21 protein-coding genes, 3 tRNA genes and 1 pseudogene are annotated in these 23,435 nt (G+C 67.6%); 14 read left to right on the top strand and 11 right to left on the bottom strand.

What is annotated here, in order from left to right; all coding sequences use genetic code 11:
* The first annotated feature begins 304 nt into the window (after positions 1-304).
* A complete protein-coding gene (gene gndA, locus ACLARN_RS35050; protein ID WP_409495759.1) occupies positions 305-1,744 on the top strand; it encodes an NADP-dependent phosphogluconate dehydrogenase in 1,440 nt (479 codons plus the stop codon).
* A 102-nt stretch (positions 1,745-1,846) separates the two neighbouring features.
* Here gndA and ACLARN_RS35045 read toward each other — a convergent pair whose 3' ends face one another.
* Positions 1,847-2,578 (bottom strand): Clp protease N-terminal domain-containing protein, encoded by a 732-nt coding sequence (locus ACLARN_RS35045; protein ID WP_409495758.1) that lies wholly within the window; start codon positions 2,576-2,578, stop codon positions 1,847-1,849.
* Positions 2,579-2,610: 32 nt separating this feature from the next.
* Entirely contained in the window at positions 2,611-3,825 is a 1,215-nt protein-coding gene (locus ACLARN_RS35040; protein ID WP_409495757.1) for an NAD(P)/FAD-dependent oxidoreductase, read from the bottom strand.
* A gap of 149 nt (positions 3,826-3,974) precedes the next feature.
* Here ACLARN_RS35040 and ACLARN_RS35035 point away from each other — a divergent pair, with 149 nt between their 5' ends.
* Positions 3,975-5,324 (top strand): nucleobase:cation symporter-2 family protein, encoded by a 1,350-nt coding sequence (locus ACLARN_RS35035; protein WP_409495756.1) that lies wholly within the window; start codon positions 3,975-3,977, stop codon positions 5,322-5,324.
* Here the strand turns inward: ACLARN_RS35035 and ACLARN_RS35030 are convergent.
* Positions 5,321-5,851, bottom strand: a complete 531-nt coding sequence (locus ACLARN_RS35030) for a serine/threonine protein kinase (protein ID WP_409495755.1) — start codon at positions 5,849-5,851, stop codon at positions 5,321-5,323. The genes ACLARN_RS35035 and ACLARN_RS35030 overlap by 4 nt on opposite strands.
* Positions 5,852-6,096: 245 nt before the next feature.
* On the opposite strand from ACLARN_RS35030, the gene ACLARN_RS35025 reads away from it, so the two are divergent.
* Together ACLARN_RS35025 and ACLARN_RS35020 are read left to right on the top strand one after the other, a co-directional pair.
* Complete coding sequence (locus tag ACLARN_RS35025; RefSeq protein WP_409495754.1) at positions 6,097-8,874, top strand: EAL domain-containing protein; 2,778 nt, start codon at positions 6,097-6,099, stop codon at positions 8,872-8,874.
* Complete coding sequence (locus ACLARN_RS35020) at positions 8,871-9,170, top strand: GNAT family N-acetyltransferase (protein WP_409495753.1); 300 nt, start codon at positions 8,871-8,873, stop codon at positions 9,168-9,170. The genes ACLARN_RS35025 and ACLARN_RS35020 overlap by 4 nt, the downstream gene beginning before the upstream one ends.
* Before the next feature lie 4 nt (positions 9,171-9,174).
* Here ACLARN_RS35020 and ACLARN_RS35015 read toward each other — a convergent pair whose 3' ends face one another.
* Positions 9,175-9,996 carry an arylamine N-acetyltransferase family protein gene (locus tag ACLARN_RS35015; protein ID WP_409495752.1) on the bottom strand — a complete coding sequence of 274 codons (822 nt, stop codon included), beginning with the start codon at positions 9,994-9,996 and terminating at the stop codon, positions 9,175-9,177.
* 169 nt (positions 9,997-10,165) lie between these two features.
* On the opposite strand from ACLARN_RS35015, the gene ACLARN_RS35010 reads away from it, so the two are divergent.
* The gene (locus tag ACLARN_RS35010; protein WP_409495751.1) at positions 10,166-10,945 is read left to right on the top strand and encodes a S1 family peptidase; all 780 of its coding nucleotides are present in this window, start codon (positions 10,166-10,168) and stop codon (positions 10,943-10,945) included.
* Positions 10,946-11,288: 343 nt separating this feature from the next.
* Here ACLARN_RS35010 and ACLARN_RS35005 read toward each other — a convergent pair.
* The 5 genes and pseudogenes from ACLARN_RS35005 to ACLARN_RS34985 form a co-directional block, all read right to left on the bottom strand.
* Positions 11,289-11,362 (bottom strand) — tRNA-Phe (locus tag ACLARN_RS35005).
* A 31-nt stretch (positions 11,363-11,393) separates the two neighbouring features.
* Positions 11,394-11,467 (bottom strand) — tRNA-Asp (locus ACLARN_RS35000).
* Positions 11,468-11,495: 28 nt separating this feature from the next.
* A tRNA-Glu gene (locus ACLARN_RS34995) sits at positions 11,496-11,568 on the bottom strand.
* Positions 11,569-11,713: 145 nt separating this feature from the next.
* Positions 11,714-12,230, bottom strand: a pseudogene (locus tag ACLARN_RS34990) (helix-turn-helix domain-containing protein); the annotation flags it as partial.
* 54 nt (positions 12,231-12,284) lie between these two features.
* Positions 12,285-12,542 (bottom strand): hypothetical protein, encoded by a 258-nt coding sequence (locus ACLARN_RS34985; protein WP_409495750.1) that lies wholly within the window; start codon positions 12,540-12,542, stop codon positions 12,285-12,287.
* A gap of 549 nt (positions 12,543-13,091) precedes the next feature.
* Here ACLARN_RS34985 and ACLARN_RS34980 point away from each other — a divergent pair.
* Complete coding sequence (locus ACLARN_RS34980) at positions 13,092-13,511, top strand: hypothetical protein (RefSeq protein WP_409495749.1); 420 nt, start codon at positions 13,092-13,094, stop codon at positions 13,509-13,511.
* 118 nt (positions 13,512-13,629) lie between these two features.
* On the opposite strand, the gene ACLARN_RS34975 is transcribed toward ACLARN_RS34980, so the two are convergent.
* Positions 13,630-13,833 carry a cold-shock protein gene (locus ACLARN_RS34975; protein ID WP_003097368.1) on the bottom strand — a complete coding sequence of 68 codons (204 nt, stop codon included), beginning with the start codon at positions 13,831-13,833 and terminating at the stop codon, positions 13,630-13,632.
* Between the two features lie 455 nt (positions 13,834-14,288).
* Between ACLARN_RS34975 and ACLARN_RS34970 the strand changes: the two genes are divergently transcribed.
* From ACLARN_RS34970 to ACLARN_RS34945, 6 genes are all read left to right on the top strand, one after another.
* Positions 14,289-15,497 (top strand): Ig-like domain-containing protein, encoded by a 1,209-nt coding sequence (locus ACLARN_RS34970; protein WP_409495748.1) that lies wholly within the window; start codon positions 14,289-14,291, stop codon positions 15,495-15,497.
* Between the two features lie 132 nt (positions 15,498-15,629).
* Positions 15,630-15,974, top strand: coding sequence for a hypothetical protein (locus ACLARN_RS34965; protein ID WP_409495747.1), 345 nt, complete (start codon positions 15,630-15,632; stop codon positions 15,972-15,974).
* The gene (locus tag ACLARN_RS34960) at positions 15,975-16,532 is read left to right on the top strand and encodes a SigE family RNA polymerase sigma factor (protein WP_409495746.1); all 558 of its coding nucleotides are present in this window, start codon (positions 15,975-15,977) and stop codon (positions 16,530-16,532) included.
* Between the two features lie 4 nt (positions 16,533-16,536).
* Complete coding sequence (locus tag ACLARN_RS34955; RefSeq protein ID WP_409495745.1) at positions 16,537-16,995, top strand: hypothetical protein; 459 nt, start codon at positions 16,537-16,539, stop codon at positions 16,993-16,995.
* A gap of 213 nt (positions 16,996-17,208) precedes the next feature.
* Positions 17,209-18,624, top strand: coding sequence for an MFS transporter (locus ACLARN_RS34950; RefSeq protein ID WP_409495744.1), 1,416 nt, complete (start codon positions 17,209-17,211; stop codon positions 18,622-18,624).
* Positions 18,625-18,633: 9 nt separating this feature from the next.
* Positions 18,634-19,218 (top strand): PaaI family thioesterase, encoded by a 585-nt coding sequence (locus ACLARN_RS34945; RefSeq protein ID WP_076164175.1) that lies wholly within the window; start codon positions 18,634-18,636, stop codon positions 19,216-19,218.
* A 66-nt stretch (positions 19,219-19,284) separates the two neighbouring features.
* On the opposite strand, the gene ACLARN_RS34940 is transcribed toward ACLARN_RS34945, so the two are convergent.
* Positions 19,285-21,978 carry a tetratricopeptide repeat protein gene (locus ACLARN_RS34940; RefSeq protein ID WP_409495743.1) on the bottom strand — a complete coding sequence of 898 codons (2,694 nt, stop codon included), beginning with the start codon at positions 21,976-21,978 and terminating at the stop codon, positions 19,285-19,287.
* 188 nt (positions 21,979-22,166) lie between these two features.
* Here ACLARN_RS34940 and ACLARN_RS34935 point away from each other — a divergent pair, with 188 nt between their 5' ends.
* Both ACLARN_RS34935 and ACLARN_RS34930 read left to right on the top strand, forming a co-directional pair.
* The gene (locus tag ACLARN_RS34935; protein ID WP_409495742.1) at positions 22,167-22,919 is read left to right on the top strand and encodes an ESX secretion-associated protein EspG; all 753 of its coding nucleotides are present in this window, start codon (positions 22,167-22,169) and stop codon (positions 22,917-22,919) included.
* Between the two features lie 94 nt (positions 22,920-23,013).
* Complete coding sequence (locus ACLARN_RS34930) at positions 23,014-23,433, top strand: hypothetical protein (RefSeq protein WP_409495741.1); 420 nt, start codon at positions 23,014-23,016, stop codon at positions 23,431-23,433.
* The last annotated feature ends 2 nt before the right edge of the window (positions 23,434-23,435 follow it).

Below are 23,435 nucleotides of genomic sequence, written 5' to 3'. Positions count from 1 at the left end.
AAACCGGCCCAGCCAGCACCCGCTACGACACGCCACCAGTCATCACAATCCGTGCCCGAAGTGGACTGGAACAGCCTCCAGCACCCTCGCCTACCTGCGGAAATGCTAAGTAAGTGGCATTGGTCCCTGGGGGACGGCCCCGCACCCAGCGTATCGGTACCCGCCGTCGGTCCGGGGTCGTCGAGCCGAGTTGTCCACAGGCAGGCCAGGTTGTGGACAACTCGCGTTTGATCCCTTCTCGCCCCGGCGCCGTATCCCTCGACGGGGATAGGCTCGGCACGGGAATCAAAGCGGAAGGGTGCGGATGAGCAAGAAGGCGAGCATCGGGGTCACCGGCTTGGCGGTCATGGGCCGCAACCTGGCCAGGAACCTCGCGAGGCACGGGCACACGGTGGCCCTGCACAACCGCTCCGAGAAGCGGACGAAGGAACTGGTCGAGCAGTTCGGCGACGAAGGCGACTTCATCCCCGCGTATTCGGCGCAGGAGTTCGTCGACGCGCTGGAGCGGCCGCGCCAGGTCGTGATCATGGTCAAGGCCGGGGCGCCGACGGACGCCGTGATCGACGAGTTCCTCCCGCTCCTCGAGAAGGGCGACGTGATCGTCGACGCGGGCAACGCGCACTTCGCGGACACCCGGCGCCGCGAGGCCGCGCTGCGTGAGAAGGGCATCCACTTCGTCGGCACCGGTGTGTCCGGCGGCGAGGAGGGCGCGCTGCACGGGCCGAGCATCATGCCGGGCGGGTCCAAGGAGTCGTACCAGTCGCTCGGGCCGCTGTTCGAGGACATCTCGGCGAAGGTCGACGGCGAGCCGTGCTGCACGCACGTGGGCGCGGACGGCGCCGGGCACTTCGTGAAGATGGTGCACAACGGCATCGAGTACGCCGACATGCAGTTGATCGCCGAGTCGTTCGATCTGCTGCGCGGCGCGGGCGGCTACTCCCCCGCCGAGATCGCCGACGTCTTCCGGACCTGGAACTCCGGACGGCTGGACTCGTACCTGATCGAGATCACCTCGCAGGTGCTGGCCCACACCGACGCCGCCTCCGGCAAGCCGTTCGTCGACATCGTGGCGGATCAGGCGGAACAGAAGGGCACCGGCCGCTGGACCGTCCAAATCGGACTGGACCTGGGCGTGCCGATCAGCGGTATCGCCGAAGCCGTCTTCGCGCGGTCGCTGTCCGGTTCGTCGACCCTTCGTGAGGCCTCCCGCGGTCTCGGTGGTCCTTCGCGTGCTCCGCTGACAGGGTCCGCTTTGGAAACCTTCGCGGACGACGTCGAGCAGGCGCTGTACGCGTCCAAGGTGGTGGCGTACGCCCAGGGCTTCAACCAGATCCAGGCGGGCGGTGCCGAGTACGGCTGGGACATCGACCTCGGCAAGGTCGCGTCCATCTGGCGCGGCGGCTGCATCATCCGCGCGAAGTTCCTGAACGACATCACCGCCGCGTACGCCGAGGAGCCCGCGCTGCCGACGCTCCTGACCTCCGGCGGCTTCCGCAAGGCCGTCGAGGACGCCCAGGACTCCTGGCGTTCGGTGATCTCCACGGCCGTGCGGCTCGGGATCCCGACCCCGGGCTTCTCGACCGCGCTGGCCTACTACGACGGTCTGCGCGCGGAGCGGCTTCCCGCCGCGCTGGTGCAGGGGCAGCGGGACTACTTCGGTGCCCACACCTACCGCCGGGTCGACCGCGAGGGTTCGTTCCACACCGCTTGGGCGGCCGACGGCCGACCCGAGTCCCCCGCCTGACGAAGTGCATGAAGGCCCCCTAGCGAGGGAAAGGGGGCCTTCATGCAGTCGCGACCAGCAGCACCAGGGCGAGGAACACCAGCGCGATGAGCGCGACCCGGGTCATTTCCCGCGCGCGGCGACGATCTCCTCCAGCGCCCGCAGGATCACCGCCTCGCTTTTCTCCTTCGTAAGCCCAAGCCCGCTGAGCACAGTGAAGTCCTCGATTTCGAACAGGGCCAGCAGGATGTGCTCGGTCCCGATGTAGTTGTGCCCGAGCCGCAGCGACTCCCGCATGGTCAGCTCCAGCGCCTTCTTCGCCTGCGCGCCGAACACCATCTTCGCCGCCTCCGCCGGTTCGGCGGCGGGTTCCGGCAGGCCTGCCACCGCGGCCTCGCGGACGGCGTCGAGGGTCACGTTCTGCGCCACGATCGCCCCGGCGGCGAGCGCGGCAGGCTCGGAGAGGAGACCGAGGACCAGATGCACGGGCTCGATCTGCGGGCTCTTCGCCGCGACGGCCTCGTCCCGCGACGCGACGACGACGTGCCGTGCGCGATCGGTGTAGCGGCTGAACACCTTCACCAGGTCTTCGAGTGAGGCGCCTTCACCGGATTCCTTGAGGACGAAGCGTTTCTGGGCGGCCTGTTTGGACACCCCCATGTTCTTGCCGATTTCGGCCCAGGAAGCGCCGGAACGCCGAGCCTGGTCGACGAAGTGGCCGATCAGGTGGTCGGCCACCTCACCGAGATGCTCGCCGAGGAAGACCGCGTCGGACAGCTGGCCGAGCACGTCGCCGTCGGGATGCTGCTGCTTGATGTGGGAGATGAGGTCGTCTAGTCGGACTGGATTCGTCATGCCGTCAACTTTAGGTTGACGATCTTCCATCGTCAACCACGAGTTGACGCAAAGGTCGCCTTCAGATCGAAGCCGTTGGCCTCCAGCGTCTCGAACCGCGGCGCCGGATCCGCGGCGAACAGGCGGCGCGCGGCGATGTGGTCCGGCGGCCGGTTCACCGACTCGACACCGGCGAGCACGCCATCGCGGAACGACAGCACCGAGAACTTCCCGCCCGCCCGATCCCCGGTCACGACGGTCTCTTCCGCCCCGGTCAGAATCCCGGCGATCTGAAGTTTCGCGCCGAGCTGATCGGTCCAGAACCACGGCAGGCTCTCGTAGGGCGCGGGTTCGCCGGCGATGGCCGCGGCCGCCGCCCGTGCCTGGTCGACGGCGTTCTGCACCGACTCCAGCCGCGTCGCCGTCCCCGCCTGGACACACGGGAAGTTCGCGCAGTCCCCGACCGCCGAGATCTTCGGGTCGCTCGTGCGCAGATGTTCGTCGACGACGACACCGTTGGCCACGGCCAGCCCGGCTTCCTCGGCGAGCCGCGTCCTCGGCTCCACCCCGACCCCGACCAGCACCAGATCGGCGAGCAGCAGGCTGCCGTCGCTCAGTTCCACCTCGGCCACCCTGCCGTCGCCTCGCAACGCGGCGACACCCTGACCGAGCAGGACCGTGTGCCCGGCGCCCTCGTGCAGAGCGGCGAAGTACTCCGAGACCTCCGGAGTGGCGACGCGGGCCATCAGCCTGTCCTGCGCCTCGACGATGGTCACGGGCCGCCCGGCGTGCGCGGCGAATTCGAGCCCGATGAACCCACCCCCGACCACGACCACGTTCTTCGCGCTTTCCAGAGCGGCGCGTAAGACGTCGGCGTCGTCCTTGGTGCGCAAGGTGAACACACCGTCCAAAGTGGACCCAGGCACCGGCAGTACGCGGTTGTTCGCTCCCGTCGCGAGGACGAGATGGTCGTACTCGTGGGCACTCCCGTCTTCGAGGACCACGTTCGCGCCTTCGCGATCCACCGACGCGACGCGGCCGGGGATCAGCTCGATGCCCTTCTCCGCGAAGAAGTCCTCGGGCCGCAGACGCAACTGGGCGTCGCCCGCGGTCCCGGCGAGGTAGCCCTTCGACAGCGGAGGCCGCTGGTACGGCAGGCCGGGTTCGTCGCCGATCAGCACCACCCGCCCGTCGAACCCCTTGTCCCGCAGCGAGGTCGCCACCCCGAACCCGCTCTGTCCGGCCCCTACGACGAGGACGGTCTCCATCGGCGCTCCTTCCGTTGTGCCCGGTGTCCATTCAACACAGCTCCCGGCCCTTTCGACCGCCCCTTCGAAACGTGATCCTCATCCGGCGGACGCGCTACGGTCATGCCCGACGAGTCCACTGGTGTTCCCGCACGTCAGAAGGGGGTTACATGACCCGGTCCGAGGTCCACCCGGTCGACGCCCGTCCGCCGCTGCCGAAGCTGACCTTGCTCGGCCTTCAGCACATGTCGATCATGTACGCGGGCTCGGTGGCCGTCCCGCTCGTCGTGGGCAGCGCGCTGAAACTGGACGCGGCGACGATCGCGTTGCTGGTCAACGCGGATCTGCTGGTCGCGGGGATCGCGACGCTGATACAGGCGATCGGGATCGGAAGGATCTTCGGCATCCGGCTGCCGGTGGTGGCGGGCGCGACGTTCACCGTGGTCAACCCGATGATCATGATCGCGTCCCAGTATGGCATGCAGGCCGTCTACGGCGCGATGATCGCGTCGGGGGTGTTCGGCCTGCTCATCGCGAAACCGTTCGCCAAGATGATCCGGTTCTTCCCGCCGCTGGTTTCGGGCACGCTGCTCGTCGTCATCGGCATCTCGCTGATCGCCCCCGGCGTCGGCCTGATCGCCGGCCACGACACCGGATCGCCGGACTACGCGAAACCGGCCAACCTCGCGCTCGCGTTCGGCGTGATCGCGGTGATAGTCCTGTTCACCCGGGTACTGCGCGGGTTCGCGAACCAGATCGGCCCGCTGCTGGCACTGCTGATCGGCCTGATCGCGGCCATCCCGATGGGCCTGGTGAGCTTCAAGGGCATCGCCGACGCCGACTGGTTCGGCCTCGCTTCGCCGTTCCACTTCGGCACGCCGACCTTCCCGATCGCGGCCGTGCTCTCGATGTGCGTCGTGATGCTGGTGACCTACACCGAATCCACCGCCGACCTGGTCGCGGTCGGCGAGATCACCGGACGGCCGCCGACCGACTCCGACCTCGCGCGCGGTCTCGCCACCGACGGTCTCTCGGCCATCCTCGGCGGCGCGATGAACTCGTTCCCGGACACGGCTTTCGCGCAGAACGTCGGCCTCGTGCAGATGACCGGGGTGCGCAGCCGCTGGGTGGTCGCGATGGCGGGCGGCCTGCTCGTGCTGATGGGCCTGGTGCCGAAGGTCGGCGCTTTCGTCGCGGCCGTACCGGAACCGGTGATCGGCGCGGTCGCGGTGGTCATGTTCGCGATGGTCGCCGCGGTCGGTGTGCAGAACCTGAAGAAGGTGGAGTTCTCCGGCAATCACAACACGTTCATCGTCGCGGTCTCGTTCGGTGTCGGCCTGTTGCCCGCGTTCTCGACGAACCAGTTCGGCAACTCGATCTTCTTCCAGCACTTCCCGGCGTGGCTGCAGACCATCTGCGGCAGCCCCATCACGGTCGCCGCGATCGTCGCCTTCACGCTGAACCTGCTGTTCAACCACCTCGGCAAGCGCCGGGAGCCGGATCTACTGCAAGCGCCCTAGCACCAAAGCCACTTCGGCCACAGGTTGCATTCTTCGGTGGGTGTCGTGGTGGGCGGCGGCGGAGTCGGATTGGGCGGCTGCGGCGCGCCCGTGGACCCTGTCGTCCGCGGCGGATCGGCGGGCCTGTTCGACGAGGTCGGCGTCGTGGGATCCGGGGAGTCGGACGTCGGCGCGGCCGAACTCGACGTGCGGCGGCTGGACGTCGTCTTGCTGGGCTGCGACGAGGTTCCTCCGTCGCCACCCGCACCGGTTCCGACCGTCTCGGTGGTCGGGACCGCCGACGTCGCGTCGGCCCCCCTGTTTTCCGACGGCCGCTTCGGCATCTCGATGACGCTGATCGGGTTTTGCTGCGCATTCTGCTCGGGTTCCGAGTTGAACCCGACGAGAACGGCGGCCGCGCCACAGGCGACGACCACGGCGATGGTCACCGCGATAACTCTCCAGCGTGACTTTGCCCGTGACTCCTCGTGGTCGTCCCAGCCCTCGCGAATGAGCAGGTCGGCGACCGAAACGTCGTCGTCATCCACCAGCTGAACCTTTCGCACTGGGAACAGGCAGACAGTAGTTTTACCCGAGCTCGCCGCCGAATGGGTGAGGTTGACCAAAAATAATTCACCCGATGGAACACCTTAGCGGGTGTCGGTCACACAGCGTGTATTCATATGCTTTTGCGCATATCAGCGCTGGTCGCCCTCCGGTTCGCGTATACAGCGCCCTCCATGGGTGGTGTAATCGACGGTGCCAGCACCGGAAGAGGGGATTCGGACGGATCATGGAGGCTGACGCCCTCGCCGTGCCGGGAGCCGGAAATTCCGGTGGTCCGGCAGGCGCACCGCTCGGGAACGAGCCGGTCGGCGATCTCGGCCTCGCGGGCGACCACGCGGCCATTTGGTCGTACGACTTCGAGAACGAGACGTTGTCCTGGCTGCCCGGACTGGAGAACCTGTTGGGTGGAGCCGGGCTCCCCGAAGCCGAACTCGAAGCGAAGCTCGCCGATCTGGTGGCCCCGCTGACCTCCGGCACCCGCACTTCCCCGCCTTGGCGCGAGTTCGAACTCGAGCAGTCGTTCCGGAACCCGGCAGGCGAGATCCGCTGGATCCGCCTGCGCGCCCGCACCATCGGTGACGAGGACGGCTCGTCGGGGCTGCTCGGGATCGCCACCGACGTGACCGACGTCCGCGAGAATCGGCAAGCCCTCGAAGACCTCACTGACCGTTACCGGCTTTTGGTGGAACTCAGCCCCGACGCGGTCTGTGTCCACGAAGCCGGCGTCGTCACGTACGTGAACAGGGCCGCCGTCGCCGCCCTCGGAGCGTCTTCGACCGCCGAACTGATCGGCCGGCCAATCATGGACTTCGTCGCCGACGAGTCGCTCCCGGCCCTGCTGGACAGGATCGCGTCACTCCACCGCCAGGGCGCGTCGACCGATCCCGCCGACGCTGTCATGCTCCGTCTCGACGGCACGAAATACCTGGTCCAGAGCATCTCGGTGCGGACGACTTGGGAAGGACGGCCCGCTTTCCAGGTCATCATGCGTGACATCAGCGCGCAGAAGGCCGCCGAAGCGACGCTGCGCTACCAGGCCGCGCTGATCAGCCACGTCAGCGACGCGATCATCGCGACCAACGGCACCGGCGTGGTGACCAGCTGGAACCCGGCCGCGGAGAACGTCTACGGCTGGACGGCGAACGAGGCGATCGGCGGCACGGTGAGTGACCTCGTCGGCGCCGCGCTCGACCCGGAAACGGTGCTGCGCAAGGGCGGCGTCCTGCGGACCACCCACCGCCATCGCAACGGCTCGACACTGGCCATCCGCATCTCGGCCGCGGAGATGAACGACGGTTTCGTCCTGGTCTGCGCCGACGAAACGGCCCGGCGGCGTGCCGAGCAGCACTACAGCACGGTGGTCGCGTCGCTCGACGAAGGCGTGATCGTGATCGGGCCCGGCGGGCTGATCGAGTCGGCCAACCCCGCCGCGTGCCGGATCATCGGCGTCGGCCACGACGACCTCATCGGCGTCCCCTGCGTGATGCTGGAGCTGTACGACGAACTCGGCCGCATTCCCCCCGCCCGGATGCCGTCGGTGGTGACCCGCCGCACGCGGGTCACGCAGACCGGCCTCGTGCTGCGGCTGCGGAGGGCCGACGGCGGCGACGTCTGGATCTCGATGACGTCGCGGCTGCTGACCCCGGAAGACCCGTCGGCCACGGCGGTGGTCGCCTCGTTCACCGACATCACCGAACGCCGCGCCATCGGTGAACGGCTCGCGCACGAGGCGACGCACGACCCGCTCACCGAACTCGCGAACCGGACGCTGGTGCTGGACAGTCTCGCCGAGGCGTTGTCCGGCGCCGGCCGCGCCGAGCTGACCACGGTGCTGTTCATCGATCTCGACAAGTTCAAGGTGATCAACGATTCCCTCGGGCATTCCGTCGGCGACAAGGTGCTCCGCATCGCGGGCGAACGGCTGCGCCGGGGAATCGGCGAGAACGACCTCGTCGGCAGGCTCGGCGGGGACGAATTCGTCGTCGTCACCGCGGAGATCACCGAACCGGCCGAGATCAAGGCGCTGGCCGAGCATCTGCGCGAGGCGCTGACCGAACCGATCACGGTCAACGGCAGGCAGCTGCACATCGACGCCAGCATCGGCATCGTCACGGCGGCCAACGACGACACCCGGGCCGCCGAAGACCTGCTACGGGACGCGGATGTCGCGATGTACCAGGCGAAAACGCTCGGCCGCGCGCGCTACGAGTTCTTCGACGTCGAACTGCGCGAGCGGATGCAGCGGCGGCTCCGCATGGAGCAGGATCTGCGCGACGCCCTGCAGAACGGTGAACTCTGGGCGGCGTACCAGCCGGTCGTCGACATCGAATCCGGCGAGATGGTCGCCGTGGAAGCGTTGCTGCGCTGGAAACATCCGGCGCACGGCACGATCTCGCCGGCCGAGTTCATCCCGCTCGCCGAGGAAAGCGACCTGATCAACCTGATCGGCAAGTACGTCCTGCGCACGACCACGCGCGAGATCGCCAAACGGCGCGAGCAACTCGGCATCGACCTGAACCTCAAGGTCAACCTTTCGGCCCGGCAGCTGGACGACCCGCATCTGGTCCCCACCGTGCAGGACGCGATGAAGACCACGGGCCTCCCGCCGCACGCGCTGACCCTCGAGGTCACCGAAAGCGCGCTGATGCGGGACCAGGCAGCGGCCGCCGAAGTGCTGACGTCGTTGCGCGATCTCGGTGTCTCACTGGCGATCGACGACTTCGGCACCGGCTATTCGTCGCTCGCGCAGTTGCAGCGGCTCCCGCTGGACACCCTCAAGATCGACCGCACCTTCGTCACCGGTATCGCGGAATCGCGTGACGCGGCCGCGATCGTGAAGAGCATCATCGCGATGGCGCACGCCGTCGACCTGATCGTCGTCGCCGAAGGTGTCGAAGACGAAGACCAGCTCACCGTGCTGCGTGAGCTGCGCTGTGACCAGGCGCAGGGCTTCCACTTGGGTCGCCCCGCGCCCCCGGACGAACTTTTCGGAGTCGCTGAATGAGTGTCGAGATCAAATCCAGTGAAGACCGCTACGACATCGTCGTGGACGGGAAACCCGCCGGGTTCCTGGAAACCCGCACGCGGCCGGACGCGATTCTGTTCCTGCACACCGAAATCTCCGACGACTTCGCCGGACAAGGTCTGGCGGGCAAGCTCGTGACCGCGGCGCTCGACGACGTCCGGGCGCAGGGCAGGTCCGTCCTGCCCTACTGCCCGTACGTGCGCTCCTTCATCGCCAAACACCGCGAGTACGAAGACCTCGTCCCCGCGGACAAGCGCGCGGAATTCGAACTCTGAACCCTCACCCCGGGTAGACCTTCAGCAGCTTCGCGAGTTCCTCTTCGGTCAGCACGACGTCCAGCTCGCGCAGTGTCGCGTCGAGCCGTTCGGGCGGGATCGTGGTGGTCTCCTTGGTCCCGTCCGGCCGCTCGACGATGAACTCGTCTCCGATCAGCTTGCGGCTGAGCCCTTCTTCGAGCCGCATGATCACCAGCTGCCCGGTGAACGGCGACCGCGGATGCGTCGACGTGTAGTGGTGGTAGACCTCGTAGTCGATCCGGTGCATCGGCGTGAGCGTGAAGGCGTGCAGGTCGGTCCAGTCGCCGCCCTCCAGCTTCTGGAGGCGCCACCAGTCGCCGTCGGCGACGAGCCGGTGCGGCCAGCCCGCCTGATCCACCACGGCACCGTCGACCAGCGGCATCGGAACCAGCATCCCGGCGCCGAAACCGACGTCGACCAGGTGCTGGACGCCGTCGGCCTCGATCGCGAGGGTCATATGCGTGTACGGCCCGTTCTTCTGCGGCTGCACCCGCGCGACCAGGCGGCGCACGGGGTAACCGAGCCGCTCGGCGGCCGCGGCGAACAGGCTCCCGTGCTCGTAGCAGTAGCCGCCGCGATGACGGCGGACGAGTTTGCCGATCACGTCGTCGAGCGCGATCCCCTTGTGCTGCTCCAAAACGACGTCGACGTTCTCGAACGGAACGGCGAGGACGTGTGCCTTCGCCAGCTCACGCAACGCGGTGGCGGAGGGCTTCGCGCGGTCCTGGCCGATCCGGCCGAGGTACGCGTCGAGGTCGAGGGTGTCGACGGTCCATTCGTCGACCTGCTCAGGTGCGATTGTCATGCTTCGAGCTTGACACCTCTACCTAACTCGAAGTCAAGGTCGGGAAGCCGTTGACCCAACTGGCAACTGGTAACGGCCACCGACTTTCGTCAGTTCCACGAACGAGTGCGGATTGGCCACCCTTCCGGAGTATGCCGGTGAAACACATCGGCGCGGAAGGAGAAAGCAGATGAGGACTCGTTCCCTCGTCGCCGGTCTGCTGGCTGGAGCGGCCGTCGTACTCGGGTCGGCGATGCCGGCTTCCGCCGCCGAACCGCCCTCGGGCGTACAGCCACTGATCGTGGGCGGTGTGGACGCGACCGAAACCTATGGCTTCATGGCGTCCATGCAGACCAAGAGCGGCGACCACAACTGCGGCGCGTCACTGATCGCCCCGCAGTGGCTGGTGACCGCCGCGCACTGCGTCGAAGGTGAGCAGCCCGCCAACTGGCAGTACCGCATCAACACCACCGACCACACCAAGGGCGGCGAGGTCGCCGAGGTGGACAAGTTCGTCGTCCACGAGAAGTACGACGGCTCCGGCCCGTACGACATCGCCATGGTGCACCTGACCAAGCCGGCGGAAGCGGCGCCGATCGAGATCGGCCAGTCGCCGAAGCCGGGCACCGACGTGCGGGAGATCGGCTGGGGGCTGACCTGCCCCACTCGCGGCTGCGGTTCCGCCCCCGTGGTGCTCCAGCAGCTCGACACCAAGGTCGCCGAAGACTCCGGATGCTCCGGCTCCGGAGTCTATGACGCGCAGACCGAGCTGTGCATGGACAACCAGGGCGGCAAGGCGAGCGCCTGCTACGGCGACTCGGGTGGCCCCGCCGTGGTGAAGGCGGGCGACAAGTGGACGCTGGTCGGCGCGACCAGCCGCGGTCAGACCGCCAGCTGCCCGGAGATGCCGGGCATCTACACCGACGTGACCGCGTTCGCCGACTGGGTCAAGCAGCAGACCGGCAAGTAGGCCACCAAGTCCCCGCAGTGCGCGGTGGCGCCCGATGCTCCTGCGACATCGGACGCCACCGCGCGTTGCTGTGTGCGGACTCAATCTCAGGCTGCTCAGCGTCTAACACCGGCCCGCCCGACCCGGCGCTAGACATGGCAGGGGCGAGGGAAGCGGCGCGAACAGGCACACGACGAACGCAAGGGCTGCCCTCGACTAGGAAACCCCGGCCCCTGCCGTGCAACCCACGTGCCACAAGCGGCGACCAAGGAGGGGAAACCACGGTCAACAGTGGACAAACCCAAGATCTACCCCAGGCATGAAAAAACCGCCTTGACCTGGGTCAAGACGGTTTCAAGAGCGGTGGCCAGGGCCGGGGTCGAACCGGCGACCTTCCGCTTTTCAGGCGGACGCTCGTACCAACTGAGCTACCTGGCCGGGAACGCCGGCCTGGAGCCGAACGATCTTGCGACCCTGACGGGACTCGAACCCGCGACCTTCGCCGTGACAGGGCGACGCGCTAACCAACTGCGCCACAGGGCCTTGCATACTGCTTTGTAACTGTACTGCGTACTCCCAACGGGATTCGAACCCGCGTTGCCGCCTTGAAAGGGCGGAGTCCTAGGCCGCTGGACGATGGGAGCCCGGTTCGGTTTCGGCGAACCGACCGACCCGCGCTCTCCGGTGTCCCCGGGAGCGAACATAACTATAGGACACGCCCGTTTCAGCTCCCGCACAGGGGGTCCTCTAGTTGTTCACAGGGCTGGGACCTGCGAGAACGCGGCGAGTTCAGGATATCAGGGCCGGAGCGCCGAGAAGTCGCCGAAGTTCCTCCCGGTCGGCGTCCGAGAGGGTGACGGCGAGGAGTTCGGCCACCCGCTGGCCGGTCAGGTGCTCGGCGTGCCGCCACCGGTGCCGCAGATCGCCCTTCGCTTCCGCCTTGGCGATCAGTTCGTGCACCGTCAGGCCCACCGCGGAACTCGCGGAAGACCATGAGCGCGAACGCCAGGCGCTCGACGTCGTCTTCCGGACGTCCGGCGAACAACGCGAGACCGCTCGCGTCCGCGGCGTCCACGAGACGGAAGAGCAGATCAGCCCGGCGGCCGGGGTCGTCGGCACCCGAAAGGTTGACGCGCGCCCACCACGCCGATGACCGCGAGTAGGCACGGACCGCGGCGGCCGCGTCGAGGGCCGCCATCGCGGGCGGCAGAGCGAACTCGAGGAGCCAATGCGGGAAGATCCCGAACAGCTCCGCGACGACCTTCGGCGGCGGGTCGCCCAGCACCGCCGAACACCCATGCGCAAACGAAAGCCCGGCCACGTAGTGAACACACCACGCGACCGGGCCCGTGAACGAACGTCAGCGCTGAACGGGCGCCTGCCCGCCCTCATCCAGCGTCAACCCCAGCATGTCCAGCAACTGGACACAGTCATCGACACCCAACGCGCCATTGGCCACCGCCAGCCGAGCGCGCCGCACCTGGTCGTCGGACACCCGCTGGGTATCCCCCTGACCCGTGCGCTGCGCCGGCAGGCCACCCGCCAACGTTGTTGAACTTCCCCCATCGGCACCTTCGTACCGAAGGAGGAACTGTCGAACTTCCACAGACCCACCCATGGTTCCTCCAGACGGCCAACGAACAGCTTGGCCGCGAGGCTAACCAGAGCCGGCCGCGACACACAGCCCCCCGGAGAGTGAACCTGTCGCCACGCTCCGCACAACGCAGAGCAATCACGCGTACACCGGCATCACATGAACCACAGGGGAACCAGGGGTGACGCCCAGACCGGAATTCTGCCCGCACCCACTCGCCCTTCTCAGCAAACCGTGCAACAATCGATTTGCTGACACACCCCCGGTCAGCGCCTGTGGAGATCCCCTCCGACCCCCGCGTTCCTCCCCCTGGCGCGGGGGTCGCTCCGTTGTCGGGGGGCCACCCCCCGGAGCCCCCAGGGTCCGTGCGGCGGCGGCTGGCAGCCCCGGACTCGGTCCGGTTGCGTGCCCCATCTCAGGTGGCGTGAATGGTTCTCGTTCAGGTTGCTGATCGCGTTTAGTGATCACCGGTCCCGTCAGCCTTTCGAGTGTTGGGCCGTTCGGGGAAAAGAAAGGGGTGTGTCGTGGCTCACTGTGGTTGGTTTGCCGAGATCGAACCGTTACCGTGGCCCGGTGCCCCTTCCTTCCCTGAGCCGTCGTAGCGGCAGCCGCACGAACCTCAAGCCGGTCAACCCCGGTCGTCACCGCAACTCCTCCACCAAGGAGGCCGAAGCGGTCGTCGAGGACACGGAGCTCACCAGCTACCTTCGTGCCCTCGCCCCCGACAACGACCCGGAGAGCACCGGCACCGGCAAGCGCTTCGGCGAAGCGCAGGTGTTCCAGCTGCGGATGAACCTCATCGCCATGGAACAGCTCAAGGACGCCGCCCAGGAACGCAACCTGTCGCCGCAGGCGCTGGCGCAGGAATGGATCCTCGAGCGCCTCTCGTGGGAATCGCAGGCCAACTCGGCCCAGCAGCGCCGCCACGAAGAAGCCCACACCGACGAATTCCGCTTCGACGCCGACGCGTTCGAGCAGCCCGTCCCCCGCTGACCCGTCAGACCCCGGAACGGAACAGCACACCCGAAGAAACTTTCAAAGCCATAGAAAAGCCCCCGGCGAAAACGCCGGGGGCTTTTCTGATCAGTCTGAGCAACGCCGAAGGGCGGACTCAGATCGCGCGGACCTTTTGGGCCTGCGGGCCCTTCTGGCCCTGACCGACCTCGAACTCCACTCGCTGATTCTCTTCGAGAGTGCGGAAACCGCGGCCCTCGATCTCCGAGTAGTGAACGAAGACGTCGCCCTCGCCGCCATCCTGCGCGATGAAGCCGAAGCCCTTCTCCGCGTTGAACCACTTCACAGTGCCTTGCGCCACCGCTGTACTCCTCGTTGCACATCCGCTTCGAGTGCCACCGAAGTGACACCCAGACCGTCCCGGGCGGTTCCAACGAGTCGAGCGAAGAGCGCGTCACCGGCTCATGGCTCGCGTCAGAAGTTCCGCGAGTGTGAAGCCACGAACACGCAAAACGACGGCCTGATGGCAGAGTACCGGGATCTGGCCATATTTGAAGCCCGTGATCGGACTCTGGGCACCCCCAAGTACCAAGGTCACCGGAACGTCGTATACCGCTCCGACTTCTGTCGGACCCTCTCGCTACCCTGCCGCCGCGCACCGACCTCAGGTCAACGCCGGACACGGACCGAAGTCGGGCGTGCCCCGATCGTGAACTATGATCCACCCGATTGTGACTCGCATCACTCTCCGTGGGCTCAACTTCAAGGGCGGTCCGGACGTCATGATCGGTGTACAAGGGGAGCAAAGGGGAAGCTTTGAGGTTCACTGAAACCGCCCGCCGCCGCGCGGCGATCGCGGCACTGGGGCTGGTGGCCGTTCTGACGCTGGGGGCGTGCAGCAGCGAGCCGACCGTTTCGGCCAGCGGGCCCGAAGGCGGCGGCCCGATCAGCAGCGAGACCGGCGGGCAGGGGCCCGCGCCCGCCAAATTGAGCTACGAACCCGCGGCGGGTGCTCAAGACGTCGCGCCCGGCCAGCCGATCAAGGTCAGCGTCGCCGACGGCACGCTCGACCAGATCGTGCTGACCAACCCGGAGGGCAAACAGGTCGCGGGGCAGCCCACCGAGGACAAGAAGAGCTGGACCACCACCGAACAGCTCGGTTACGGCAAAACCTATACGTGGTCGGGCAAGGCCACCGGCACCGACGGCAAGCCCGTCGAGGTCGGCGGCGCCTTCACCACGGTCAAGCCGCGCAAGCAGGTCGGCGCGAACATCAACGTCTTCGACGGGCAGACCTACGGCGTCGCCATGCCGATCACGCTGACCTTCCCGAGCAAGGTCACCGACAAGGCCTCGGTCGAGAAGGCGCTCTCCGTCGAGACCACGCCGAAGACCGAGGGCTCCTGGGCCTGGGTCCACGACGACACCTCGGTGCACTGGCGGCCGAAGGCCTACTGGCAGCCCGGCACCACCGTGAAGTTCAACGCCAAGATCTACGGCGTCAAGATCGGCGAAGGCGTGTACGGCAAGGAAGACCGCTCGGCGAGCTTCGCGATCGGGCGCTCGCAGGTCGTCAAGGGCAACACCCAGACCCACCGGCTCGTGGTGATCCGCGACGGTCAGCAGATCGCGGACTACCCGGCCAGCTACGGCCTCGACGCCGACCAGGGCCGGGTCACCCCGAGCGGCACGCACGTGGTGATGTCCAAGCACGACACCTACTCGATGACCAACGAGCGCTACAACTACGAGAACATCGTCGTGCCGTCCGCGGTGCGGTTCTCGACCAACGGCGAGTTCATCCACGGCTACGGGCCCTCGATCTGGGCGCAGGGCAAGAAGAACATCTCCCACGGCTGTGTGAACCTCGCGCCGGCGAACGCCAAGGAGTACATGGCGGGCGCGCTCGTCGGCGATCCCGTCGAGATCGAGGGCAGCACGGTGAAGATCAACCGGGCGCGTGACTACAGCGACTGGACCTACGACTGGGCCGAGTGGACGAAGCTGTCCGCGCTGGGGAGCTGACGTACTTCCGCGAATCCGGGCGGCCGGAGACCCCTGTGGTCTCCGGCCGTTCGTGTTTTGAAACTTCCGAAAACTCGATGCAACCCGAAGGCGACCAGGACGCATGTCTAACGACGTAAGGCGCCGCGGCCAATGAGCGGCGCCCGGATCGAGGAGACACCCTTGCGTACTCGTATCGCTCTTTCCCTCGGCGCGCTGCTGCTCGCGGGCGGCGCCGCCTTCGCGACCACGTCGCTGGCGTCGGCCGACCAGAGCGCCCCGACGCCCACGGTCACTCAGGCGCCGACCCAGGGGCCGGCCCCGGCTCCCACCACCACGAAGCCGGGCGAACCGCCCCGGGTCACCACCGCCCCGCGTCCCGCCCAGAAGACCCCGTCGGTCGCCGCCCCTGGCGAGCACCGCGTCCCGAAGGCCGTCCCCGCCGGGCCGACCGGGGATCTGAACCTCCCCGCCATCGTCGAAGGAGCCGGTAACTAGGTGTCGCTGAGCCGCTCGTCGAAGACCGGGACGGGCTCGCCGTGGGACGGCGAGTTCGCCCGGTACTTCGACGAGCGCGCGCACAGCCTGCGTGCCACCGCGTACCTCCTGTGCGGGGACTGGCACCAGGCCGAGGACATCACCCAGGCCGCGCTGCTGAAGCTGTATCTGGCTTGGCCGAGGCTCTCCCGGCACGACGCGCTCGACGGCTACGCGCGCAAGATCGTGCTACGGACGTTCCTCTCCGAGCACCGGCGCGTCTGGCGCAAACGGGAGAAGCTCACCGACACCCTGCCCGAAGTCCCGGGTGAAACGAGCGGTACGGAACAGGAGATGCTGGTCAGGCACGCCCTGTCCGGCATCGCCCCGAAGCAGCGGGCCGTGCTGGTGCTGCGCTACTTCGAAGATCTCAGCGTCGAGGAGACGGCGGCGGCGCTGGGGTGCAGCACCGGGAACGTGAAGAGTCAGGGCGCGCGGGGTCTGGCGACCCTGCGCAAGCGGCTCGGACCGCATTTCAGCGAATTGGCCTTGAGCGGAGCGCATGGCGATGGGAGGTGAGGAGATGGACGAGGACATCAAGAGCGTGCTTTCGCACGGCGAGAGCGGTCCCCCGCTGGGCATCCGGGCGGCGGACATCATCGAGAAGGGTGGCCGGATCCGGCGACGGCGCAAGCGGCTGGCCGTGGCGGGGAGTTCGCTGGCGACGGCCGCGGTGATCGTGCTCGGCGCGATCGCCGTCGGCGGTCGCGGCGGTGAAGGGTCCGCGCCGGTGCAGCCCGCCGGACCTGGCCTGTCGACCATCTCCCCGGCACCGGTGTCGCCGGCGCCCTCCGAGGCGCCGCCCCGGCCGGAAGCCTCCGCCGAGCCGCCCGTTCAAGGGACGGTCCCGAAGCCGGGCCAGACGCACTCGCCGCCCAGGATCTCGCAGCCGAGCCGGATGACGACGGCCGTCCCGCCGCGCGGTCCCACCCCGACGAAGGAGCCGATCGAGCCACCGACGGCGCCCACGACGACCCACTGATCCTGGCCCGGAACGTCCGATTCCCGAGGGATTACCCAAAGTAATCGGAAATTCTCTGACATCGGCTTCACCTGGTGGTACGTCACCGTTTTGGGGGAACGACGCTCGCGCGATCGATCCAAAACGCTGAATCCCTACGTTTGAACACCTACGGTCGAGGGAACAAACCGTCGACGATGGGTAAGTAAACGGGTGGGTCGGGAGGTCAAACCCATGGCCGAAGAGGCGCTGAGCGCGGCGCATCAGGAAAAAGGGGAACCTGCGGAGGCCCCACCTGAGCAGATCAGAAAGGCCGTCGCCGGAGCGGCGATGGGTAACTGCATCGAGTGGTACGACTTCGGTGTCTTCGGCTTCATGCCCGCGATCCTCGGGCAAGTCTTCTTCAACGCTTCAAGCACTTCAGAGGGCGCGCTGGCGACGTTCGCGGTCCTCGCGATCACGTTCGTCGTGCGGCCGTTCGGCAGCTTCGTGTTCGGTCCGCTGGGGGACAAGATCGGGCGCCAGAAGGTTCTCGCGCTGACGATCATCCTGATGTCGGGCTCGACGTTCATCATCGGCCTGCTGCCGTCCTACGCCACGATCGGACCCGCCGCGGTAGTCGCGCTGATCCTGTTGCGCATGATCCAGGGCTTCTCGGCGGGCGGCGAGTACGGCGGGGCTGCGACGTTCATCGCCGAATACGCCCCCGCCCGGCGCCGGGGTTTCTGGGGCAGCTGGCTGGAGTTCGGTACGCTCGTCGGTTTCGCGATGGGCGCCGGCTTCGTCACGATCTTCACCGTGGTCCTCGGCGACGACGCCATGCGCGAATGGGGCTGGCGCCTGCCGTTCCTGATCGCCGGACCGCTCGGCATCGTCGGTCTCTACCTGCGGAACAAGCTGGAGGACACTCCGCTGTTCCGAGAGATCGAGAAGAAGCAGCAGGTGGAGAAGTCACCGCTGAAGGCGCTGCTCAAGAAGCACTGGACGTCGATCCTGCACCTGATCGGCATCGTGGTGATGCTGAACGTCGCCGACTACATCGTGATCACCTACCTGGAGACCTATCTCAAGGACGTGGTCGGCTTCGCCGGGCATACGCCGTTGCTGATCATCCTGGCGACCATCGCGCTGATGCTGATCTTGATCGTGCCGGTGGGCATGCTGTCCGATCGCATCGGGCGAAAACCTATCCTGATCGCGAGTTGCGCGAGCTTCCTGGTGTTGCCGATCCCGGCGTTCTCTCTGATGGGCGCGGCCGCGGACGACCAGAACGCCTGGCAGCTCATGCTCGGCCTGGTGATGATCGCGGTGCCGCTGGTCCTGATCCTGGCCGTGCTGGCGGCGACGCTGCCGGCGATGTTCCCGACGCAGGAGCGCTACGGCGGCTTCTCCATCGGGTACAGCGTTTCCACCGCGGCGTTCGGCGGCACGGCGTCGTACGCCATCGGAAGCCTGGTGGACAAGACCGGCGACAACCTGTGGCCCGCGTACTACCTGATGATCGCGGCGGCGATCGCGGCCATCCCGATCCTGCTGCTGCCGGAGACGGCAGGGGTGTCGCTGCGCGGCATCGTGAGTTCGCGGATCGTGCGGCGCCGGAAGCCGGAAACGGTCACTCCCGGCGATCCCTCCGAGCTACCCGCGAGTTAACGTCTGTCCATGAGCCGTATCTCGCAGCCGTGGCCGCCGGTCGAAGTCGAACCGGCGACCGTCCACCCGAAAGCCCCGCAGCCGGGCAGCCATCTGGGCATCCACTTCGGTGAGTGCTTCGGGTGTGGTGACGAGATCGAGGCCGGGCTCCACCTGCACTCGACGGTGGGCGAAGGGACGACGGTGTACTCGAAGTTCACCGTCACCTCCGCCCACCAGGGTGCGCCCGGCCTCGCCCATGGCGGCCTGCTGGCCTGTGCGTTCGACGAGGCGCTCGGCGCGACCGTCGGCAACCTGCTGCGTCGTCCCGCCGTCACCGGGAAGCTGGAGACGGACTTCCTCCGGCCGGTTCCGGTCGGCTCGACCCTGCACATCGCCGCGAAGCTGGACGGTGTCGCGGGCCGGAAGATCTACGTGAGCGCCGTCGGGCGGCTCGACGCCGAAGACGGCCCTGCCGCGGTGCGTGCGCGGGCGTTGTTCGTGCAGGTCGAGTTCGAGCACTTCAGCAACCACGGTGACCCCGAGGCCTTGCAGAAGCTCGCCGCCGCGCACGAGAAGGCCAAGCGCGAACGCGAGTGGGACATCAACCCCTGAGCAATTCGGCACCTACTTGCGGTAGTTCGTACGTCGAACTACCGCAAGTAGGTGCCGAATTGCGAGCTAGGTGAGGGTGCGGGGGCGGATCGCGTTCGCTTTGTCGACGAGTTCGACGCGCTGGTCGACGGATCCGGCCAAGCGGGCCAGCGTCCGGTAGCAACGCTCCAGCCCGAACCGCAGATCCCGCTCGTCCAGGTCACAGCCCAGCACCTTCGCGCCCGGCGTCGGCCGGTTCTGCGAGTTGAGCCAGCTGTGCGCCGCTTCGAGAACCTCCGCCGACAAACGCGTGCGGCGTTCGGCGTCGAGCTGCAGACGCTCGAGCCGCGTCGAGGCGTCGACGAGGTCCCGCTCGGACACCAGCACCGGATCCTTGCCGCCGCCGTTGATCCTGGTCTTGATCTTGATCGCGGCCACCTGCGCGGCGACGTAGTGCGTGGACGACGCCGGGACGGCCTCCAGCACCTCGATCGCGCTGGCACGGGCACCCTGCGCGAGGTACACGCGAGCGAGCCCGAAGGCGGCGCTGACGTATGACCGGTCCGTTCGCCACACCAGCTCGTAGTAGCGCGCGGCGCCGAAGTAGTCCCCGACACCCTCGGCGCTGACGGCCAACGCCAGCTTCGGCGCGATCTCGCCGGGAAGGTCGTCGTACACCGCTTCGAACGCGACCTGCGCGACGCGGGACCGGCCGCCCGCGAGCTCGATCAGGCCGCGATACCAGTCGATCCGCCAGTCGTGCGGGAATCCGGCCTTGATCGCGAGGTACTGCGCGGCCTGCAACTGCCGCTGCGCCTCGACCAGCTCGCCGAGCTCGATCCGGGCACGGACGATCCGCAACCGGACCTCGATCGACTCGCGCGGTGCGCCGGCCAGCGACTCGATCGCGCCGCTGGGATCGAGCGCGACGGTCGACGCGAGCACGCCCGCCGCCGCGTCGTCGGTGTCGACCTGCGGGATCGGCAGGCCCGAGACCACCTCGCCGGGATCCGGCAGCGGCACGCTCCCGCCGTGTTCCGGGACGACCAGGTCGACGCCGAACGTGCGGGTCTCCGGGCCGAAGACGGTCGACGCTCCCGGGCGCGGTTTCCCGGTGCCCAGCGCCATGATCTCGCGCAGCACGCCGGTCAGCTGGTCGCCCATCTCCTCGGCCGCGATGAACCGGCGGTCCGGGTCGGTGTGCGTCGCGCGCCTCAGGAAGCGGTAATACGAACCGAAGAGCGCGAACAGCGGGACGACGTCCGGGCCGGGCAAGGTCGCCTTGTACTTGCTGGTGTAGCCGGAGAACTCGAAGCTGAGGACCGCGAGCGTGCGGCCGACGGTGTAGAGGTCCGACGCCACCGAAGCGCCGTGAGTCGCCAGTTCGGGTGCGCTGTAGCCGGTGGTGAAGAACAGCGGGCTCTCGTAGTCGTCGACGCGGCGGACCGCGCCGAGGTCGATCAGCTTGAGCTGTTCGTGCGTCTGGATGACGTTGTCGGGCTTGAGGTCGCAGTACAGCAGGTTCTGGCTGTGCAGATAGCCCATGGCGGGCAGGATCTCGAGCCCGTAGGCGATCACCTGGCCGATCGGCAGCGGCTCCGGTCGCTTCGTTTCGCGGTGGTGCGCGAGCGCGAGCTGCCGCAGCGACTGGCCGCCGACGTACTCCATGACGATGTAGCCGACGGAGTTGCCGGTGTCGCCGTCCGGATGCTGCACGAAGTTGTGGATCTTGACGATGTTCGGGTGCTCGACCTCGGCGAGGAAGCGCTGCTCGTTGGCGGCGGCCGCCATCGCGGTCGCGTCACCGGTGTCGATCAGGCCCTTGAGCACCACCCAGCGGTCGCTGACGTTGTGGTCCTGCGCGAGGTAGATCCAGCCGAGCCCGCCGTACGCGAGCGCGCCGAGCACCTCGTACTGGCCGCCGACGATCTCGTTCGGCCGCAGCTTCGGGACGAAGGAGAACGGGTTCCCGCACTTCTCGCACTTGCCCTCGGGCGAACCGGGTTTGCCGTCCTTGCCGCGGCCGACCTTGGCACTGCAATTGCCACAGAAGCGTTTCTCCTCCGACACCATCGGGTTGTCGAGGACCGCGGAGGCCGGGTCGCGGTACGGCACCTGCGGGACGTCGACGAGCCCGGCGCCGAGACGGCCGCGGCGAGAGGTGCGAGACGACGTCCGGCGCGCGGTGCCGGGGAACGAACCCGTTCCGGTGCCGGTCCCCCGGCTGCCCGATCCGGTGCCCGTGCCGGTCCCGGTTCCCCGGCTTTCGCTGGATCGTTCGGGGAGCACGCTTTCCGTGCCCGGATCCGGCAGCTGCCCGGGGCCGGGGTCGACGCGCGGCGCCGGCGGCATGATGCTCTGCGTCTCCGGAGTGGGCGAGGAGAGCACGCTGGTCGGCTGGGGCGCGTCGACGGGTGCCTGCCACGCGGGGCGGACGACCTGGGTCTGCGGACTGACGGGGGCCATCTCACCCGGCGGCCGGGTCGGGTCCTCGGCGCCGGGGATCGGGCGCTGCTGGCCGCGCGGCGGAGTCTGCGGGCGCTGGACTGGCGCGTGGAAGATCGTGCGCTCGACGTCCGTCTCCGGCTGCGGCCGCTGTTGTGGCTGTGATCGCGGCTGCGGCTTTGCCGGATCGGTGAGATCGAGCCTGCCGGAAATGGACGGTTCGGGTGTCTCCCAGCGGACCGGCGCCGGCGGTGTCCAGGAGGCGGACTCCGCCTCGTGATCCGGCTTGGTGTCATCCGGCGCTGCGTGCCGAGGACGGCGCGGCTCTTCCGACACTGGTACCTCCCGAAATCCCCGCGACCACGTCGGACTCATTCTAGGCCTGGGAGCGCAGCTCCTCCTTTGAGGGCGGCGGCGGGGGCATGGATGGACTAAGGGTGACCAGGCAGGTCGTGTCCGCACCGGGTCGAACCCGCTACGGTGCGAGAGAGAACCGATTCAGCAGGTGATGAGGGGGAGGCCGAGTGCCTGCGTCATTTTCGATGTCGATGACCCAGCTCGACGTCGTACTCGAAGAACTCGGGCTTGGCAGATTCGTGCTGCCTTTCGAAATCCCGACCGTCGGTACCACCATCACCGAACGCGAGCGGCACTGCGAGGAAGTCTGGGCCGACCTGGCCGACCGAGGCTTCGCCCGCGGCCGCGAGCTCCTGCGCGACTACGAAGAGACACTCCGGCTCTGGGCCACGGGGGACTTCGTCGTCACCCTGGAGGCGCACGAAGTCGAGCAGAACGCCGAATACCTCTATCGGGGTGGCTGGAACAGCCGCCTGGGCGTCGTCAGCCAGCAACGCGGCTTCGACATCCTCTTCGAGCCGGTTTACCCCGAACAGGTCGTCGCGGCCCTCCTCAACAACCTGCCGTCACTGCAGCCGTTCCCCGGACGGGTGATGACGTCGAGCACGCTTCCCCCGTCCAAACGACCGGACGACCCGTTCGACAAGGACCCCGGCAACCTCCGCCTTGGCGCCGCGAGCCGGTTCTTCGAACACCCGCTCGCGCGACTCGGCACGGTCAGTGTCACTCTGCGCGACGACCGGGGTAAGCCGCAGCAGAAGAGCATCCAGTGGTTCGACAGCGTCCAGGGCCGCTTCATGCTCACCACCGACCGCTTCCCCGACGGCGAAGTCCGGCGCACATTCACCCCGACGAACGGCTCCCACCTGGCACGATGGATCCACGACCTGGTCGAAGCCGCCCGCGTCGGCAGCGCGTGATCCTCGCCGGAAGCCGGCCTTGCGGGCCGCTTCCGCTGATATCGTGATCTGACGAACGCGACGAGTAACCGGGACTTGGTACAGGGGAGAGGCCATGACTGACGGCACCGGTGGACCACCGGGGGACTTTTCGCAGATGCTGGGCGATTTCTCTGCGCAGGCCGATCTGATGGTGAAGGCGGCGAACGACGGCAAGTTCGCCGTCAGCGAGGAGATGGGCGAGGCGTACAAGACGGCCCTCAACGACTACCTCGACAGCTGGACCAGTAACAAGGTCAGCTTTGCAGTCCTGGAACGATCCCCCGAACTGGGAGGAAGTCCGTTCGCACAGCAGGTCGGCCAGCACATGACCCTGGTCGCTTCAGGTGATGATCAATCAGCCAAGACTCAGCTTGAGACTCTTCAGGCTGTTGTCGAGCGTGCATGCAGCGCTATCGACACCGCGATCAGCAAGTACAAGACTGCCGATCACGGCGCAAGCATGGACCTATCTAATCTCGGCAAGGGAATCTGAAT

The organism is Amycolatopsis sp. cmx-11-12 (genome assembly GCF_046269425.1).
In the GTDB taxonomy this organism is placed as follows: Bacteria; Actinomycetota; Actinomycetes; order Mycobacteriales; family Pseudonocardiaceae; genus Amycolatopsis.
This window is presented reverse-complemented; position numbering and strand designations above follow the sequence as displayed.

What these genes read in the sequence shown, in the direction of transcription:
- gndA (WP_409495759.1), top strand. Translation starts at nt 305, where the DNA reads ATGAGCAAGAAGGCGAGCATCGGGGTCACCGGCTTGGCGGTCATGGGC.
- ACLARN_RS35045 (WP_409495758.1), bottom strand. Translation starts at nt 2,578, where the DNA reads ATGACGAATCCAGTCCGACTAGACGACCTCATCTCCCACATCAAGCAG.
- ACLARN_RS35040 (WP_409495757.1), bottom strand. Translation starts at nt 3,825, where the DNA reads ATGGAGACCGTCCTCGTCGTAGGGGCCGGACAGAGCGGGTTCGGGGTG.
- ACLARN_RS35035 (WP_409495756.1), top strand. Translation starts at nt 3,975, where the DNA reads ATGACCCGGTCCGAGGTCCACCCGGTCGACGCCCGTCCGCCGCTGCCG.
- ACLARN_RS35025 (WP_409495754.1), top strand. Translation starts at nt 6,097, where the DNA reads ATGGAGGCTGACGCCCTCGCCGTGCCGGGAGCCGGAAATTCCGGTGGT.
- ACLARN_RS35020 (WP_409495753.1), top strand. Translation starts at nt 8,871, where the DNA reads ATGAGTGTCGAGATCAAATCCAGTGAAGACCGCTACGACATCGTCGTG.
- ACLARN_RS35015 (WP_409495752.1), bottom strand. Translation starts at nt 9,996, where the DNA reads ATGACAATCGCACCTGAGCAGGTCGACGAATGGACCGTCGACACCCTC.
- ACLARN_RS35010 (WP_409495751.1), top strand. Translation starts at nt 10,166, where the DNA reads ATGAGGACTCGTTCCCTCGTCGCCGGTCTGCTGGCTGGAGCGGCCGTC.
- ACLARN_RS34985 (WP_409495750.1), bottom strand. Translation starts at nt 12,542, where the DNA reads ATGGGTGGGTCTGTGGAAGTTCGACAGTTCCTCCTTCGGTACGAAGGT.
- ACLARN_RS34965 (WP_409495747.1), top strand. Translation starts at nt 15,630, where the DNA reads ATGAGCGGCGCCCGGATCGAGGAGACACCCTTGCGTACTCGTATCGCT.
- ACLARN_RS34955 (WP_409495745.1), top strand. Translation starts at nt 16,537, where the DNA reads ATGGACGAGGACATCAAGAGCGTGCTTTCGCACGGCGAGAGCGGTCCC.
- ACLARN_RS34950 (WP_409495744.1), top strand. Translation starts at nt 17,209, where the DNA reads ATGGCCGAAGAGGCGCTGAGCGCGGCGCATCAGGAAAAAGGGGAACCT.
- ACLARN_RS34945 (WP_076164175.1), top strand. Translation starts at nt 18,634, where the DNA reads ATGAGCCGTATCTCGCAGCCGTGGCCGCCGGTCGAAGTCGAACCGGCG.
- ACLARN_RS34930 (WP_409495741.1), top strand. Translation starts at nt 23,014, where the DNA reads ATGACTGACGGCACCGGTGGACCACCGGGGGACTTTTCGCAGATGCTG.